The sequence below is a fragment of the Agarivorans sp. OAG1 genome (assembly GCF_037076485.1).
In the GTDB taxonomy this organism is placed as follows: Bacteria; Pseudomonadota; Gammaproteobacteria; order Enterobacterales; family Celerinatantimonadaceae; genus Agarivorans; species Agarivorans albus.
Window position 1 is genome coordinate 393,118 of sequence record NZ_AP028990.1, and the last position, 15,714, is coordinate 408,831.

The 15,714-nt window shown below is 44.7% G+C and carries 19 protein-coding genes; 5 read left to right on the forward strand and 14 right to left on the reverse strand.

Annotation, left to right across the window (positions count from 1 at the left end; genetic code table 11):
• Window position 1: 1 nt before the first annotated feature.
• The gene (locus tag OAG1_RS01845) at window positions 2-688 is read right to left on the reverse strand and encodes a response regulator (RefSeq protein WP_338623472.1); all 687 of its coding nucleotides are present in this window, start codon (window positions 686-688) and stop codon (window positions 2-4) included.
• Window positions 689-848: 160 nt separating this feature from the next.
• On the opposite strand from OAG1_RS01845, the gene OAG1_RS01850 reads away from it, so the two are divergent.
• Genes OAG1_RS01850 through cysE form a run of 3 tightly spaced genes read left to right on the forward strand, consistent with a single transcriptional unit; the run spans window position 849 to window position 3,071 of the window.
• Window positions 849-1,304, forward strand: a complete 456-nt coding sequence (locus tag OAG1_RS01850; RefSeq protein WP_016399718.1) for a Spy/CpxP family protein refolding chaperone — start codon at window positions 849-851, stop codon at window positions 1,302-1,304.
• A 48-nt stretch (window positions 1,305-1,352) separates the two neighbouring features.
• Window positions 1,353-2,255 (forward strand): cation diffusion facilitator family transporter, encoded by a 903-nt coding sequence (locus tag OAG1_RS01855; RefSeq protein ID WP_338623475.1) that lies wholly within the window; start codon window positions 1,353-1,355, stop codon window positions 2,253-2,255.
• A gap of 9 nt (window positions 2,256-2,264) precedes the next feature.
• Complete coding sequence (cysE, locus tag OAG1_RS01860) at window positions 2,265-3,071, forward strand: serine O-acetyltransferase (RefSeq protein ID WP_016399716.1); 807 nt, start codon at window positions 2,265-2,267, stop codon at window positions 3,069-3,071.
• An 8-nt stretch (window positions 3,072-3,079) separates the two neighbouring features.
• Here cysE and OAG1_RS01865 read toward each other — a convergent pair whose 3' ends face one another.
• Entirely contained in the window at window positions 3,080-3,295 is a 216-nt protein-coding gene (locus OAG1_RS01865; RefSeq protein ID WP_338623477.1) for a DUF1653 domain-containing protein, read from the reverse strand.
• A 192-nt stretch (window positions 3,296-3,487) separates the two neighbouring features.
• Between OAG1_RS01865 and OAG1_RS01870 the strand changes: the two genes are divergently transcribed.
• On the forward strand, window positions 3,488-3,694 hold the full coding sequence (locus tag OAG1_RS01870; RefSeq protein WP_016399714.1) for a cell division protein ZapB: 207 nt from the start codon (window positions 3,488-3,490) through the stop codon (window positions 3,692-3,694).
• 16 nt (window positions 3,695-3,710) lie between these two features.
• Here OAG1_RS01870 and rraA read toward each other — a convergent pair whose 3' ends face one another.
• From rraA to priA, 9 genes are all read right to left on the reverse strand, one after another.
• A complete protein-coding gene (gene rraA / locus OAG1_RS01875) occupies window positions 3,711-4,199 on the reverse strand; it encodes a ribonuclease E activity regulator RraA (RefSeq protein ID WP_016399713.1) in 489 nt (162 codons plus the stop codon).
• A 170-nt stretch (window positions 4,200-4,369) separates the two neighbouring features.
• Window positions 4,370-5,701, reverse strand: coding sequence for an HslU--HslV peptidase ATPase subunit (gene hslU / locus OAG1_RS01880; RefSeq protein WP_016399712.1), 1,332 nt, complete (start codon window positions 5,699-5,701; stop codon window positions 4,370-4,372).
• 19 nt (window positions 5,702-5,720) lie between these two features.
• A complete protein-coding gene (gene hslV / locus OAG1_RS01885; RefSeq protein WP_016399711.1) occupies window positions 5,721-6,251 on the reverse strand; it encodes an ATP-dependent protease subunit HslV in 531 nt (176 codons plus the stop codon).
• A 109-nt stretch (window positions 6,252-6,360) separates the two neighbouring features.
• Entirely contained in the window at window positions 6,361-6,684 is a 324-nt protein-coding gene (locus OAG1_RS01890; RefSeq protein ID WP_338623483.1) for a replication protein RepA, read from the reverse strand.
• The gene (locus OAG1_RS01895; RefSeq protein ID WP_016399708.1) at window positions 6,671-7,339 is read right to left on the reverse strand and encodes an AAA family ATPase; all 669 of its coding nucleotides are present in this window, start codon (window positions 7,337-7,339) and stop codon (window positions 6,671-6,673) included. The genes OAG1_RS01890 and OAG1_RS01895 overlap by 14 nt, the downstream gene beginning before the upstream one ends.
• A 107-nt stretch (window positions 7,340-7,446) precedes the next feature.
• Window positions 7,447-7,749, reverse strand: coding sequence for a PilZ domain-containing protein (locus OAG1_RS01900; protein ID WP_016399707.1), 303 nt, complete (start codon window positions 7,747-7,749; stop codon window positions 7,447-7,449).
• Window positions 7,750-8,067: 318 nt separating this feature from the next.
• Window positions 8,068-8,631, reverse strand: coding sequence for an SPOR domain-containing protein (locus OAG1_RS01905; protein ID WP_152783562.1), 564 nt, complete (start codon window positions 8,629-8,631; stop codon window positions 8,068-8,070).
• Between the two features lie 2 nt (window positions 8,632-8,633).
• Window positions 8,634-10,388 carry an arginine--tRNA ligase gene (gene argS, locus OAG1_RS01910; RefSeq protein ID WP_338623487.1) on the reverse strand — a complete coding sequence of 585 codons (1,755 nt, stop codon included), beginning with the start codon at window positions 10,386-10,388 and terminating at the stop codon, window positions 8,634-8,636.
• 223 nt (window positions 10,389-10,611) lie between these two features.
• On the reverse strand, window positions 10,612-12,816 hold the full coding sequence (priA, locus tag OAG1_RS01915; protein ID WP_338623489.1) for a primosomal protein N': 2,205 nt from the start codon (window positions 12,814-12,816) through the stop codon (window positions 10,612-10,614).
• Between the two features lie 240 nt (window positions 12,817-13,056).
• Between priA and rpmE the strand changes: the two genes are divergently transcribed.
• Window positions 13,057-13,269, forward strand: a complete 213-nt coding sequence (gene rpmE / locus OAG1_RS01920; RefSeq protein WP_016399703.1) for a 50S ribosomal protein L31 — start codon at window positions 13,057-13,059, stop codon at window positions 13,267-13,269.
• Window positions 13,270-13,666: 397 nt separating this feature from the next.
• On the opposite strand, the gene OAG1_RS01925 is transcribed toward rpmE, so the two are convergent.
• The 3 genes from OAG1_RS01925 to metJ all read right to left on the reverse strand — a co-directional run bounded on the left by OAG1_RS01925 (window position 13,667) and on the right by metJ (window position 15,576).
• On the reverse strand, window positions 13,667-14,197 hold the full coding sequence (locus tag OAG1_RS01925; RefSeq protein WP_338623492.1) for a hypothetical protein: 531 nt from the start codon (window positions 14,195-14,197) through the stop codon (window positions 13,667-13,669).
• Window positions 14,198-14,679: 482 nt separating this feature from the next.
• Entirely contained in the window at window positions 14,680-15,048 is a 369-nt protein-coding gene (locus OAG1_RS01930) for a hypothetical protein (protein ID WP_246612308.1), read from the reverse strand.
• Window positions 15,049-15,276: 228 nt separating this feature from the next.
• Window positions 15,277-15,576 carry a met regulon transcriptional regulator MetJ gene (gene metJ, locus OAG1_RS01935; protein WP_220719238.1) on the reverse strand — a complete coding sequence of 100 codons (300 nt, stop codon included), beginning with the start codon at window positions 15,574-15,576 and terminating at the stop codon, window positions 15,277-15,279.
• Window positions 15,577-15,714 lie beyond the last annotated feature (138 nt).

The following is a 15,714-nucleotide window of genomic DNA, read 5'->3' on the forward strand; positions in this document are numbered from 1 at the left end:
ATTACCACTCTAACCACATGTAACCTTTGCCTCTTACCGTTTTGATACGCGGCAGTTGGTCTTTGCGAGCAGGGATCTTTTTACGCAAATTACTAATGTGCATATCCAAGCTGCGATCAAACGCTTGTAGGCGTTTGCCCAATACTTTTTGATTCAGGCTATCCTTTTCTAATAGCTTGCCTGGCTGCTCTAGCAAGTGTTGTAGCAATAACAGCTCGGTACTGGTGAGCTCTAACTCTTGCTCATCACAGTGTACTTGCTGTTTAGCAACCGAGAGGGTCAGATCTTGGTGGCAAATAAGGTCTTGTTTGGCATCGGCTGGTGGACTGTTTTGAGTGCGGCGTAAAATGGCTCTTATGCGCGCTAACAATTCTCGCTCGCTGAAGGGCTTGGCTAAGTAGTCGTCAGCGCCTAACTCTAAACCCAGCACGCGGTCTATTTCATCACCTTTGGCGGTAAGCATTAATACCGGTTGCTGGTTGTCTTTACGTAATTCTTTTAATACTTCGAAGCCGTTTTTACCCGGCATCATTACATCGAGTAGTACTAAGTCGTAGCGCTTTTCTGCTAGCTTGGCTAGGCCGCTCAAGCCGTCGTTGCATACCTCACAACTAAATCCCTCTAGTTCTAAGAGTTCGCCGAGCAACTCGGTCAGTTCTTTGTCGTCATCTATAAGTAGTAAATCCACTGGGCGATTCTCTATTCAACATTAATAAGCAAATTGTACAAAACTCACAGCGCTTTGCCGTGCTTAATGTTCGCCTTTTACATAGCTTTACACTTTGCTGCGGTTAGTTTGCATTGGCTTTTGTAGACTACAAATGACCGAACAGACCCGAGGAAAGAAAATGAAAAAGTTACTAGTTACTACCCTTGTTGGCGCACTTGTTGTTGCCCCTGTAGCCTTTGCTGCTAAATCTAATGGTGAAGGTAAGCAACGTGGCGGCCATCCAGCCATGAAGATGATGAAGCAGCTAGACTTAACTGATGAGCAAAAGGCCCAAGTAAAAGAGATTATGCAGCAGCATAAACCTCAAGCCAATGCGGAACAGCGTCAAGCGATGTATCAACAGCGTATGGAAATTATCACCGCAGCCAGTTTTGACGAAGGTGCCGCTCAAGCGTTTATTGATGTGCAGCAAGCTAATCATCAAACTCGCATGATGAATATGCTGCAAGCTCAACAGGAAATTTATCAAGTATTAACCCCTGAGCAACAGCAGAAATACCAAGAGTTAAGCGCTAAAAAGATGGAAAAACAGCAAAAGCGTATGCAGAAGGGCGATAAAAAAGCTCAACTTTAACATGCACTAAACGTTATACTTTACAAAATCTTCCAAAGAATTTGTAAAGTGGATAAGCAACGTTATCAGCGCTTGGTCACCTTAGCTACATGGGTTGCAACTTGTGTAGCGGTGACCTTGCTTGTTATTAAAAGCGCCGCATTTTTATATACCGGCGCGGTAAGTATTCTTGCTTCCTTAATTGATTCACTAATGGACATTGCTATGTCGTTAGTGAACCTTCTAGCAGTGCGCTATGCCCTGCAACCCCCCGACAAAGAACACAGTTTTGGCCATGGTAAGGCAGAGCATTTAGCTGGTCTTGCGCAAGCGGCCTTTATTACTGGTTCTGCTTTAATGCTGATGTTTGGCGGGGTGAGTGAATTGCTACACCCCAAAGCCATTGAACACAGCACTGTAGGTATTACGGTAATGGTTATTTCTACTGTTATTACTTTTGCCTTAGTCATGTTCCAGCGCTACGTTATCGCTAAAACCAATAACGCGGTAATTAAAGCTGATTCGATGCACTACGCCATGGACATATACATGAACATTGCAGTGCTGGTGGCCTTAGTACTTAGCTTTTATGGTTGGTATTGGGCAGATGGCTTGTTCGCTGTGCTTATTGCCTTATATATCTGCTACGGCGCTTTTGGCATTGGTAAAGAGTCGGTACAAAATCTATTGGATAGGCAGCTTCCAGAGGCCTTTCAAAAACAAGTGCTTAGCTCTGCTTTAGCGGTTGAAGGCGTACTAGGTGCTCATGATATTCGTACTCGCCAATCTGGGCATACAAAATTTATACAACTTCATTTAGAGCTTGATGATAAGCTTAGCCTGTATGAGGCGCATAGAATTGCCGATGAGGTTGAAGCTGCTTTTATGGCCGAGTGGCCGGAAGCTGATGTATTGATCCACCAAGATCCTCAATCGGTGGTTCCGCAAGAAAAGAAATTAGATCTTGAGTAAGGTGAAGTAGTGGCAAAGGTAAAGGATTATCAAATCAAACAAACTCTAGCTGAGACGGTATGGTTACAAATCCGTGATGAAGCAACCCGCATGGCGGCAGACGAGCCAATGCTATCGAGTTTCTTTTACTCCACCATTCTAAATCATCACAGTTTGTCTTCTGCATTAAGTTTTCAGCTTGCGAGTAAGCTTGACAGCTCAACGGTTCAAGCGATTTTACTGCGAGAGTTTATTGAAGAAGCTTTGTTGGCCGATCCTGGTATTTTAGAAGCCGTAGCCGCAGACATTGTTGCGGTAAAAGACCGAGATCCGGCAGTAAAATACTACGCCATCCCGTTACTTTACTTAAAAGGCTTTCATGCCTTGCAGGGCCATCGAGTAGCAAATTGGCTTTGGCATAAGGGCAGACTAGCTTTAGCCCGTTATATGCAAAATCAAATCTCAGCGGTATTTGCGGTTGATATTCACCCAGCTGCAACCATTGGTAAAGGCATCATGCTCGATCATGCCACCGGTATTGTCGTGGGTGAAACTGCGGTTATTGAAGACGAAGTTTCAATTTTGCAGTCGGTAACTTTAGGTGGTACCGGTAAAGATCGTGGTGACCGCCACCCAAAAATTCGTCGCGGTGTATTGATTGGGGCCGGAGCTAAAATCCTTGGTAACATTGAAGTTGGCCGCGGCGCTAAAGTAGGTGCGGGTAGCGTAGTATTAGAGTCTGTTCCAGCTCATACTACAGTTGCTGGCGTACCGGCAAAAGTGGTTGGCACGCCTAGCTGTGACATGCCAGCCATTGATATGGGACAAAACATTTAGCGCTATAGCTACTGTGCCTCGATAAATGCAAATCGAGGCACTTGCTTACCTTCAAACTCCACGTTTTCAAAAAACATATCGTAGGGTCTTACCCATAGTTTCCCTTCACCATATAAAGGCTTGTAAAGCACCAATACTTCTTCTGTTTCTGAGTGTATTGCAGTATCAATAACTTGGTATTCTGGGCCTTTGTAGTGACGATAACGGCCTTTTTGTAAATTCATGATTATTTATTCAACAACTAGTTAGGGAAATACATTTCTACCCTTGTTGGCTATAGATGACAAGAGTATGCTGCTTTAAAAGCAGTCACCATCAGTAGGTGAACACTAACTAGCGTTCATATATCCATGATGACTGACTCAACGAAAATAAGCTGAGTTGGCTTTGAGACGGAATTAACGGGAGAAATATTAATGTCTTTTGATGTATTAGAAAAATTAGAAGCAAAAGTTCAGGTTGCAGTTGATAGCATCGAACTATTACGTATGGAAATTGACGAGCTTAAAGAGCAAAACAGCAAGTTAAACGACGAGAACGGCCGTTTAGTGCAGGAGCAACAAGCTTGGCAAGAACGTCTTAAAGCCTTACTAGGCCGTATTGAAGACGTTCACGCCGAATAATGAGTTGCTTGAGCGCTTATTCTATATCTAGCGGCTCTGGCGATAAAATTACCCCGGTGGTATCAGCATAAATGTGATCTTCTGGAAGGAAGGTCACGCCACCAAAGTTAACCGGAATGTTCACATCACCGGTTTCATCTTCTGCATCAGCGCCTACAGGAATAGAGGCTAGGGCTTGAATGCCTATGTCTAAGTCTTCCAGCGCATCTACATCACGCACGCAACCGTAAACAATAATACCGTCCCATTCATTGTCAGCTGCCGTTTCGGCGATGCTTTCATCTACCAAGGCGCGACGTAGCGAACCTCCGCCATCAATCAACAATACTCGGCCAGTTCCAGACTCTTGAACTACCTGAGCAATTAAGCCGGCATTTTCAAAGCACTTAATGGTGGTAATTTCGCCCCCAAAAGCGTTTCTGCCACCATAGCTGGCAAACATCGGTTCAACAACGTCAACCGTATCTGCATAAAGGTCACAAAGTTCAGAGGTATTATATTCCATGGTCTGGATCCTAAATTGGCCCGAATAATCGCTACCAGTATAAACCCTAAGTTGCCGTTTTCAATTAAGAAATATCAAGTCTTTTACAGAAGGCTTAATCAGCAAACCAACAAACAAGAGGCATAAAAAAGCCGCCAACTTGGCGGCTTTGAATTAACTTAGCAAGATGATTACAAAATAAAGCGACTTAAATCTTCATCTGCTACTAAGTCGTCTAGGTACTTAGTCACGTAATCGGCATCAATCACGATGGTTTGGCCTGCATTGTCTGAGGCAACAAAGCTTAGCTCTTCCATCAGCTTTTCCATTACCGTGTGCAAGCGGCGAGCACCAATATTTTCGGTACGCTCGTTTACTTGCCATGCCGCATTAGCGATGCGGCGAATACCGTCTTCGGTAAACTCGATGTCTAAACCTTCGGTGGCCATTAAGGCTTTGTATTGCTCGGTTAAAGAGGCATTTGGCTCGGTAAGAATACGGACAAAATCTTCGGCACTTAGAGCGCTAAGGTTTACTCGAATTGGCAAACGGCCTTGTAGTTCAGGGATTAGGTCTGAAGGTTTAGCCACTTGGAAAGCACCAGAGGCAATAAACAAAATGTGGTCGGTTTTCACCATGCCGTGTTTGGTACTTACCGTTGAACCTTCTACCAAAGGTAATAGGTCTCGCTGCACACCTTCGCGGCTTACATCTGGTCCTGAGGTATCGGCGCGTTTACAAATCTTATCAATTTCATCTAGAAATACGATGCCGTTGTTTTCTACCGCATGCAGGGCTTTTTCTTTAAGCTCTTCTGGGTTAACCATTTTGGCTGCTTCTTCTTCAACCAAAAGCTTAAAGGCTTCTTTGATCTTGAGTTTGCGCTTTTTGCTGTCTTTGTTGCCCGAAAGGTTTTGGAACATGCCTTGCAGCTGGTTGGTCATTTCTTCCATACCAGGAGGCGCCATGATCTCTACACCAACTTGTGGTTGAGCTACATCGATTTCGATTTCTTTGTCATCGAGCTGGCCTTCACGTAGTTTTTTACGAAATGTTTGGCGAGTCGAGTTTTCTTTGGTGTCTTCTTCGTGACCGAAAGTATCTTTAGCAGGAGGAAGTAAGGCATCTAGTATGCGGTCTTCGGCTTGGTCTTCGGCGCGAAAACGGAATTTTTCGGTTTCTTGTTCACGGGTGATTTTAAACGCAACATCAGCTAAATCACGAATAATGGTTTCAACTTCTTTACCCACGTAGCCCACTTCGGTGAACTTGGTCGCTTCTACCTTAATAAACGGCGCGTTGGCTAGCTTGGCTAAACGACGAGCAATCTCGGTTTTACCTACACCCGTTGGGCCAATCATTAAGATGTTTTTTGGGGTCACTTCTTGGCGCAACTCGTTATCAAGTTGCATACGACGCCAGCGGTTACGCAGGGCAATTGCTACCGCGCGCTTAGCGTCACTTTGGCCAATAATGTGGTTGTCTAATTCTGAGACAATTTCTCTTGGGGTCATTTCCGACATAATTTCTTCCTGCAAAGCCTTAGGCTTTGGCGTCTAATTCTTCAATAGTGTGGTTTAGGTTGGTAAACACACAGATGTTTCCGGCGATGGTAAGGCTTTTCTCAGCAATTTCGCGTGCGCCTAGCTCGGTATTTTCAAGTAATGCTAATGCAGCAGACTGGGCAAATGGCCCGCCAGAGCCAATAGCAATAAGGTCATGTTCTGGCTGCACTACGTCACCGTTGCCGGTGATAATTAGCGACGCTTCGCTGTCGGCTACTGCAAGCAACGCTTCTAGCTTGCGCAGCATTCGGTCGGTTCGCCAGTCTTTGGCAAGCTCTACTGCTGCTTTTGTTAAGTGACCTTGGTGCATTTCTAGCTTAGCTTCAAAACGCTCAAATAGGGTGAAAGCATCTGCAGTACCACCTGCAAATCCAGCGAGTACTTTTCCGTGATATAGGCGGCGCACTTTTTTGGCGTTGCCTTTCATTACGGTGTTGCCAAGGGAGACTTGGCCATCGCCAGCAATGATCACTTTGCCGTTGCGGCGTACGGAGACGATAGTAGTCACGTTATTTCCTCAGTTTGTTGAGCTAACTTGCAGCGTTAGCTTGGCTATAACTGTGAAATGGGGGGGAGTAGCAGCGTTTTCAAGGTGTAATCTAAAAAACAGCGCGGTTTTAGCGCTCTTGGTTCTCATCTAAAAGGGCTTGTTGCTGCTGAGGGCTGAGTGAGTCGAATTGCTTTAGTAGCAGCCTAAGTAGTTTAGATTTAGCCACTTTATGTTGCTGGGAAGCTTGTTGTAAGTGGCTAATTGCCGATGCATCGAAGGTAAAAGTACAGTGGCGGAAATTAGTTTTAGGTTTAGCCTCGCTTGTCAGTTTATTTACAGTGCTAGGTTTACCCTGTGCATAGTTATCGGCGTCTTCAATAAATTGGTCAACACTTACTTTGTTGCGTTTAACGGTTTGTTTAGAACGCTTTTTAAGATCAGTTAAACTCATGAGAGTCTTCTTGTTGGATCGCAAATAATTCATCAACAATGGCGGCTATTTCTGCCGCGGCTTTACCATCTTGCTCTATTTCAATCACCGAGCGGCCACTTTCTTCGCTATCGTCATAAATGTTGCGAGAGAAGGTGACAGAGTCTAGTACGTGTAGACCAAAGGAGCGGCAAACGTCTTTTGCATCAAGTATCCGTTGTACTTGGCTAGGTAAGGCAGGGCACTGGGTAATAACAAAACTGGCCACCATTTTTGGGTTAACCATTTTACAGGTGCTAAGCATGTCTTCCATGTGCGGTAGGGTTTTTAAATCACGGCGTTTTGGACGCAATGGAATAAGTACGTATTTTGCGACCGACATAGCGGCGCGCATTGCGAGGTTATCTTGGCCGCCGCAATCAACAATTACAAAGTCGTAGCCACCTTCTAGGCTTAATAGGTCTTTGCGGATCTTGCCGTAAAGCTGAATGCAGTTGATGCCTGGTAGCGATTCATCTTCATTACGGGCTTGAATCCAATCAGAGGTAGTGCGCTGTGGGTCGCAGTCCACCATCAAGATGTTGGCATTTAGGCTGGTTTTAAGGTGTACAGCAATGTTTTGTGCGAGGCAGCTTTTGCCACTGCCGCCTTTTTCTCCACCTACTAGTATTAGCATGGCTGCTCCTTGTTATCGCTACTTGTTGTTTTTTATCTCGTTAAGATTGCTACAAGTAATAATAAGTATAAGACAGTTCGCCAGTTTTGCTCGTGCAGGTGGTTTTTCTATAGTAATAACAAAAACATATGATAGCTGGAGAAATTTTTACGGTGACAGCGTGCAACCTTGGCTTTCATTTCTGAGGTATCACTATGCCCCGCAGAAAATTGTATTTTTAGCTTGGTTCCTATTTGCAGATCGTTGCTATGTTTTACCAACATGCCACGTCGAGAGATATCTATGCAGGTTGCTTCAATGCTTTGATCTTCGCCTTCGCCGTCTTTCCACGTTAGTTGCACTGGCTCATTCTCTAAATCCAGTCGCATTGAGCGACGACGGTCGAGCTGCTCTAGTTCCGTGTTTTCCATTTCATCGCGTTCCTATTACGAGTCGCGGATTGAAGCTTATAGATATTCCGCATTTTAGTTATTCCTAACATACTAGCCTAGCTACATTTTTATAACATAGTTGAGAACTAGTTCAAATAACTAATATTTTTAATTGCTTAGCGTTGTTTTTTTCTGTCTTTTTCACTAAAGGGTGAGGATTTATTGCTGAAATAGTGCCCTAAAGTAGTTGTTTTAACGGTCGATTGTTAATACAAAACTTTAATACTACTTTGATTCTAACTAATTAAAAAATAAGCTGAATTAGGATTATTCAGCTTATTTAGTGTGGGAGGTGTTTTAGAAGTTCCAATGCCAAATTTGGCAGCCATTAATTTTGGCTCGCTGCAGTATGTGTCGAGCACGTTCTGCGTCGCGTTTAGTGGGGTAAGGACCTAAAACCACTCGATACCATGCGCCGTTTTTCCCTTCGGTGCGTCTAATTTGGCTTTCTAGGCCGGCAAAGGCGATAAGCGCTTTGCTTTCTTCGGCTTTATCTCGGCTGCGAAAAGACGCGCACTGCATTTGGTAAGGCTTGCTTGGTTTAGAGGACTGCTCGGCAATCTCTACTTCAACCTTTTTCTCTTCTAGCTCTTTAACGTAAGTACGTTCTTTTGGTGGCTCGGGCAGCGTTGTTTTGGGTTTAGTGGGCGTGGCTGCTTTAGGTTTAACTATCTCGCTTAGCTCTGGTGCGGGGGTTGGGGCTGTGCCTTTAATATTAAAGAGCAACGCTGCAAATCCCACAATAGCCGCAATTACCGCTAATGCTAGCGGTAAAGGGAAACGTTTATTGTTAGATACCGCGCGGCTAGGTTTAGCCGCGCGCTTCTTGGGCTTACTACGCCCTACGTAATCCTTGGCCATGCTTACATGCGTTCCAGGGTTTCAATTCCTAGTAGTGATAGGCCTTGGTCAAGAACTTTGGCGGTAAGCGAGGCTAGGCGTAAGCGGCTAGATTTAGTATCGGCTGCTACGTCGTCTTTAAGAATTGGGCAGGCCTCGTAGAAGGTCATGAAGGCACCCGCTAGCTCGTAGAGGTAGTTACACATCATGTGTGGCATACCTTTGTTAGCCACGTTATGTACCGCATCGCTAAATTGAATAAGCTTTTGTGCTAATGCAATTTCGGCATCTTGCTCTAAGCTAATTGCTTGCTGCAAATTGGCTACATCCACTTCCGAGCGGCGAATAATTGATTGGATACGGGTATAAGCGTACTGCAAGTAAGGAGCTGTATTGCCGTTAAAGGCCAACATGTTTTCCCAATCAAAAATGTAGTCGGTAGTACGGTTTTTCGATAAATCGGCGTATTTTACTGCACCCATAGCAATCGCTTTAGCGGCTACCACTTGTTGTTCGGCATCTAAATCGCGAGATTTTTCAGCCACAATGGTTTGCGCGCGTTGCTCAGCTTCTTCTAATAAATCCACTAACTTAACTGTGCCGCCGCTACGGGTTTTAAATGGGCGACCATCTTTACCCAACATCATGCCAAAGGCGTGGTGCTCTAATGGAACTTCCTCTGGCACGTAACCGGCTTTGCGAACAATGTTCCAAGCTTGCATCAGGTGCTGGTGTTGGCGTGAGTCAATGAAGTACAACACGCGGTCTGCGTTAAGGTTTTGGTAGCGGTATTTAGCACAGGCGATGTCGGTGGTGGTATACAAGAAGCCGCCATCTTTTTTCTGGATGATTACACCCATTGGGTCGCCGTCTTTGTTTTTGTATTCATCAAGGAATACAACGGTAGCGCCATTATCTTCTACTGCTAAACCTTGTTGTTTTAAATCAGCTACCACGTCGTTAAGCATGGGGTTGTACATGCTTTCGCCCATCACATCGTCTTTAGTTAACGATACATTTAAGCGGTCGTAAACGGCTTGGTTATGGCTAAGGGTAATGTCTACCAGTTTGCGCCACATAGTGTTGCAGTACTCGTCGCCACTTTGCAGTTTTACTACATAATTACGGGCACGTTCGGCAAATGCTTCGTCGCTGTCGTAGCGTGCTTTAGATTCGCGGTAAAATACTTCTAAGTCGGCTAATTCAATATCGCCAGCATCGGTGCCACGCGCCTCTACTTCTTCTAGGTTGGCGATTAGCATGCCAAACTGAGTGCCCCAGTCGCCGATGTGATTAGCGCGAACCACTTTGTGACCTAAAAACTCTAGGGTGCGAACAACAGCGTCACCAATAATGGTTGAGCGCAAGTGGCCTACGTGCATTTCTTTGGCTACGTTTGGCGCCGAGTAATCCACCACAATAGTTTGGGCTTTGTCAGCAGGCTTAACGTTAGCGGTTGGCGAGCTAGCCATGGCTTCAACTTGCGACGCTAACCAATCGTTGTTTAGGTAGAAGTTAATGAAGCCTGGTCCCGCAATCGCAGTTTTTTCTACCAAGGCTGAAGCAGGTAGGTTATCTACGATGAGTTGAGCCAACTCGCGTGGGTTTTTGCCCGCAGGCTTAGCAGCCATTAGCGCAAGGTTGGTGGCTAAATCACCGTGAGCTTTATCTTTGGTTCGGTCTACTTGGATACGTGGTTCGAATCCTTCAGGCAGCACCTGCTGTTGTTTTAGGGCTGTGACCGTTTGTTCCAGAAGTTGTTGAATAAGCTCTTTCATGTAGGTTGGCACCAATCTCGCGTAAATAAATTGTACAAAGCGGGCATTTTACCGACAATTTGTGACGAAAACTATCTCTTATCTGGGCTAATTAGCCTTAGTTTTGGAAGCTAGGGGAAATCATCTAAGATCCTAGGTGCTGCTTGGCGAGAGATTGATCTTTTAAGCCTTATAAAAAGCCTTATAAAAAGCCTTATAAAAAGCCTTATAAAAAGCCTTAGATTTATTGCATGTCATAAGGGTCGATATCCAGTGACCAACGTACTTTTCGGCTTAGTTTTAAGCTTTCTAGTTGAGGCAACAGGCGATAAACCAATTGGTGCAATTGCGGGCGTTGTTCGGCTTGAATCAACAGTTGCATACGAAACTTACCCGCACGGCGAGCCTGTGGTGCAGGGCAGGGCGGAAATACCCACGTTTCGCCTTGCTGTAGCGGTTGAGCGAGTTGGTATAGCTGTTGGCTAAACTCGTTAACTGCGTTGCCATCGGCAGCTTCAAAGCGAAACAGCGCTTGAAAGCTAAAGGGGGGAAGTTCGGTATCTTTACGCTCGTTTAAGGCAAAGCGAGCAAAATGTTGGTAACCGTTGTTGATAAGATCTTGCAACAGCTCGTGTTCAGGGTGGTGAGATTGCAACAACACCTTGCCCAGCAGATTCGCTCGACCAGCTCGGCCAGCTACTTGAACGTAAAGTTGGGCTAAGCGTTCTGGCGCGCGAAAATCAGAGCAAAACAGCGCGTGGTCTATGTCTAATAAGGCAACCAAGGTTACATTTGGAAAGTGGTGGCCCTTGGCCAACATTTGGGTGCCAATTAAAATCTGGTATTGGTTGTTGTGAATATCGTCCAGCAACTGTTCTAAGCTGCCTTTGCGGCGGGTACTGTCGCGGTCGATGCGCGCCACTTTGTATTCGGGGAAAATCTCCAGCAAGGCTTCTTGCAACTGCTCGGTGCCTAAACCTGTTGTTACCAAGTTGGTAGAGCCACATTTCTCACATTGGTGTGGTACGGCTTTTTGGCTGCCACAGTGGTGACAAGCCAAGTGGCGAGGTTGCTGATGATAGGTAAAGTAGGCCTCACAGCGCTCACATTCACATACGTGGCCACACTCATGGCACAGCAACGCAGGGGCGTAACCGCGGCGATTTAAAAACAGCATTACTTGGCGGCCAGCTTTTAACTCAATGCGCATGGCTTTAATTAGTGCTGGTGATAAACCTGACGATAGTGGCTGCTGGCGAATATCCAGTAATTGTTGCTCGGCCAATACTGCATTACCGGCGCGTTGCTTTAGTTCTAAGTGTGAGTAACGGCCGCTTAGCGCATTATGTAAACTTTCTAAGGATGGGGTGGCAGAGCCAAGCACCACCGGCATTTTTTCTAAGCGGGCACGCACTATGGCTAAATCGCGCGCGTGGTAGCGAAAGCTGTCTTGCTGCTTAAAAGAACTGTCGTGCTCCTCATCGATAATAATTACCCCGGGGTTTTTCATGGGGGTGAATACTGCCGAACGCGTGCCAATAATAATGCCTGCTTCGCCTTGTTTGGCTTTAAGCCATGCGGTAAAACGCTCGGTGTCGTTTAAACCTGAGTTAATCGCATAAACCGGCACTTTAAAGCGCTCGGCAAAGCGCGCTAAGGTTTGTGGCGTTAAGCCAATTTCGGGCACCAATACTAAGGCTTGTTTACCTTGAGCGAGCACTTCGGCAATAATATTTAAATACACCTCGGTTTTGCCCGAGCCGGTAATACCCTCGATAAGAAAGGCCTGAAAACTGCCAATGCTTTGATTAACTGCCGCCACTGCAATGGCTTGTTCTGCATTAAGTTTTAGCGAGGCTTGGTTGTTGGTATCGCTTTTCGACCACAGCGCCGGCGCGGGCGTAATCTCATGTTTTTCGATAAAACCTTTATCTACTAGCGCTTTAATGGCAGTACGGGATAACTCTTGTTGTTTGCATTGTTCGTCACTCAGCTTGCCATCTTCTTGCTGTTGTAAGCTGCCTAATACAACCCCTTGCTTGGGGGCGCGGGTAAAGTTAGCTAGATCGGCCACTTTGCCTTGCTCGCTTAAACGCCACACCACAATGCTTTTCGCTTTGGCTGGCTCACCTTTGCGTAAAAGTGCCGGCAAGGCTTGGCTGATAACATCTCCCAAGCTGTGGTGATAATAAGAGCTAGCCCAATTAAGTAGCTTAAATAGGCTTTCTGGTAATAATGCTTGTTGATCGAGTGATTCACTAAATGGTTTGAGTTTATCTTCGGCAATGTCGCTATCGCAGGGGTGTTCTATTACTAAACCTACTTTTTCGCCTTTACCAAAAGGCACCTTTACGCGAGTACCAATGGCTGGCATGGGAGTGTTTGCTGGCACGCTGTAATCAAAAAGGCGACGCAGGGGAATAGCTAAGGCAACACGAACAATCGACACTAATGAATAAACTCAAGCAAAAAACCTGTCTCATTCTACTGGCAGAGCACCTTGCGGAGCAAATTAAGCGTTTGGCGAATTTTTGCCCGCTTTTTGTTGTTGGGTGCTTGCTATGCTAGGTGGCTTCTTATATGATCCGCCACCTAAAATTTATAGGCTCTGATAGAGTTGCTTTCGTATGGTGTTTGGTGTCAATTGTGGCGACCAGATGGCGATACGGCCCAAGTATTGAGGTAATCCATGAAAACTGATATCCACCCAACTTACGAAGTACTTACTGCTACTTGTTCTTGCGGTAACGTAATCGAAACTAAATCTACTCGCACTGGCGCAATGTTCCTAGACGTATGTGACAAATGTCACCCGTTCTACACTGGTAAGCAACGTAACGTTGATACCGGTGGTCGTGTTGATCGTTTCAACAAGAAATTCGCTGTATTGGGCAAAAAATAAGCCAGCCTTATTTACGCTACACAGCAAACAAAAAGCGCCTAAGGGCGCTTTTTTTGTGTCTGGGTTTAGTGATATTAAGTGTGTGGGCAGAAATCAGTTTGATAAGTCACGTATGCAGAGATTTTTTTGAGTAGTCATAAGCATGGATAAATCTAATCATTGCCCTAAAGAACGACTAAAGCTGTTTGTTAGGCCATTTTAACTTCTGTTATTATTATATCTGCAACGGCTTCAGAGATTTCAAACACTTCATTACCGTCAGTACTTGATTCGATGAAGAATCTTCCACCACGCTTTAGTGATAATGAAAGACGGTATACATCTGCACCATCGTTATCATAAATTACTCGAATGTTTACACACTCAATGTCTGTAAAATCCAATGTTTTTTTGTTATTCACAAAAACAGATAAGCAATCTTTTTAAATTCATATTTTTGTCCTGCTGCAATAGTTTTAAAGACACGAAAAGAGTCAACTATCACTAGCACTGGCACTATCATGAAGAGTAAAAAAATTACGGCTGACAAAATATCTTTTGATGCTAATGCCGCATTAGAGCTGACTAATTTTATCAGTGCGTCTTGGTTGTCAGGAAAACTAAAGAGCATCAAAGACCACAAAATGACGACTACAAATCTCACTACAATGTTTTCAATTAGCTTCCTTCTAGATCTAGCTAAAAGTAGATAGTTTGGCGTTTGCTCTTTTACTTTTAGCGAGCCATAAAGTGCAGATGAGCTAAAGGGTTCTTTTCCTTGAGTCTTACTCTCTTTCGGCGTAAATGTTCTTCTCAAGGTCTCAGGGATAAACGACTCTTTGAATAGGCCATTGAAACACGATTGGCATATGTATTTGTCTTCAGCCAATCTTAAGGTTTTGGTGTCAACTTTCTTGTTGCAGCTTCTACACCTTACGTTCGTTATCATCTGTAGTATTGATTCCTTCCACATTTTGTCAGCATAAGCTGACCATTGCTATTCTATGCGCGAAAGCCAACTGAGCACAAGGTTGCGGATCAGAGAGCAAAGATCAAATTATGCTTTGTTTAACAGATAGATCGAACGTCATAACGTACTATCATCTTTGCGCAAATCAACTCAAGTTATCCTACTCTTTCTATTCCTTCATTATCGCCGAGTTGCGCAGGCGCGCTTTAAACTGAGGTGAAAGCACAGATGTAAACAAAGCATCGCTTTGTGCGCTTGAACATAGGAGGAAGGTAATGCGGGGCAACCCTTCTTTTGCTTCGTTTTCTTTGGTTGTTCAAAGAAAATGACGTCGCCGTTAGGCGAAACGGGTGCGTTTAGCTAACAGATGAGAAATAAAGCAAATGGAGGCAAGCGTAGCCTTAGGTAAGATAAAGCAACAAAAGCCGCTTAATCAGCGGCTTCGTTTTATCAATTAGTACTTAGTTGTTGGCTTCTTCTCTCTGCTCTAAAGAGTGAGCTTTACCCAAAGTCCAAGTGTCATAATCTCGCAGCAAATAGAGAGCTAAGCATGCAGCGAGCATTGGCCAAGCTGCAAAGAACAATAAGTTATTGAATGGGTCTAGATACTTAGCAAATGAAGAAAATGTTGAACCAGCATGCAGTACCAATACCGCAAGGTAGGTAATGTTTTTCCATAAACCTAAGGTAAAGGCTGCGATAAAGGCGAGTTGTGCAAGCCCCATGGCAATAAGTGTATTGGTGGTTAAATTTAATCCGTAAAAGCCAGAGAACACTTTTATTGCATGCTCTGGCACAAGTACTTTATCTAAAGCCCATATTGTAAACACGAGGGCAATGCTTAGCCTTAAACATAAAAGACCAAGTGATAGTTTTGAGGCTAACTGAGGAGGGTACGACGTTTTCATCCTTTTACCTATTTTAAATTAAGAGCCTGTTTACAGACCGGTAAGCCCCCAATTTGATTACAGTTTATGAGTAATAGTTGGTGAAAATAGTTTGTTGTACGCTGGGTTTAGGCAATAAAAAAGCCGCTCGGTGAGCGGCTTTGTAAAATGTTAATCTTCTTTATCCAATTCTGCTTGGGCGGCTTTTTCTAAGGCCGGGTCTGGCTTGTCTTTTTGCAAGTCGGCGTCGTCGGGGAGCGGCTGGCCTGTGTAGGCGTGCAAAAATGCTTCGCAAAGTAGCTCACTGTTGGTGGCGTGGCGTAGGTTATTTATTTGTCTACGGGTTCGCTCATCGGTCAATATCTTTAGCACTTTTAGTGGGATAGATACTGTGATTTTTTTTACTTGTTCGCTTTTTTTACCGTGCTCAGCGTAAGGGCTGATCCACTCACCATTCCAATCTGTAGACATTCTGCAATACACACCAAACTAAAGAGACCCTATTGTAACGGGGGAAATGCGACTTAGCAATCCAACAGCAAAGACATTTAGACGTCTAGAAGTGTTGACGTCTTTTTTGCTGGTGGTAAAGTGGCAGGATAAATTGAG

What these genes read in the sequence shown, in the direction of transcription:
- OAG1_RS01850 (WP_016399718.1), top strand. Translation starts at nt 849, where the DNA reads ATGAAAAAGTTACTAGTTACTACCCTTGTTGGCGCACTTGTTGTTGCC.
- OAG1_RS01865 (WP_338623477.1), bottom strand. Translation starts at nt 3,295, where the DNA reads ATGAATTTACAAAAAGGCCGTTATCGTCACTACAAAGGCCCAGAATAC.
- OAG1_RS01870 (WP_016399714.1), top strand. Translation starts at nt 3,488, where the DNA reads ATGTCTTTTGATGTATTAGAAAAATTAGAAGCAAAAGTTCAGGTTGCA.
- rraA (WP_016399713.1), bottom strand. Translation starts at nt 4,199, where the DNA reads ATGGAATATAATACCTCTGAACTTTGTGACCTTTATGCAGATACGGTT.
- hslU (WP_016399712.1), bottom strand. Translation starts at nt 5,701, where the DNA reads ATGTCGGAAATGACCCCAAGAGAAATTGTCTCAGAATTAGACAACCAC.
- OAG1_RS01890 (WP_338623483.1), bottom strand. Translation starts at nt 6,684, where the DNA reads ATGAGTTTAACTGATCTTAAAAAGCGTTCTAAACAAACCGTTAAACGC.
- OAG1_RS01895 (WP_016399708.1), bottom strand. Translation starts at nt 7,339, where the DNA reads ATGCTAATACTAGTAGGTGGAGAAAAAGGCGGCAGTGGCAAAAGCTGC.
- OAG1_RS01900 (WP_016399707.1), bottom strand. Translation starts at nt 7,749, where the DNA reads ATGGAAAACACGGAACTAGAGCAGCTCGACCGTCGTCGCTCAATGCGA.
- OAG1_RS01905 (WP_152783562.1), bottom strand. Translation starts at nt 8,631, where the DNA reads ATGGCCAAGGATTACGTAGGGCGTAGTAAGCCCAAGAAGCGCGCGGCT.
- argS (WP_338623487.1), bottom strand. Translation starts at nt 10,388, where the DNA reads ATGAAAGAGCTTATTCAACAACTTCTGGAACAAACGGTCACAGCCCTA.
- rpmE (WP_016399703.1), top strand. Translation starts at nt 13,057, where the DNA reads ATGAAAACTGATATCCACCCAACTTACGAAGTACTTACTGCTACTTGT.
- OAG1_RS01925 (WP_338623492.1), bottom strand. Translation starts at nt 14,197, where the DNA reads ATGATAACGAACGTAAGGTGTAGAAGCTGCAACAAGAAAGTTGACACC.
- metJ (WP_220719238.1), bottom strand. Translation starts at nt 15,576, where the DNA reads ATGTCTACAGATTGGAATGGTGAGTGGATCAGCCCTTACGCTGAGCAC.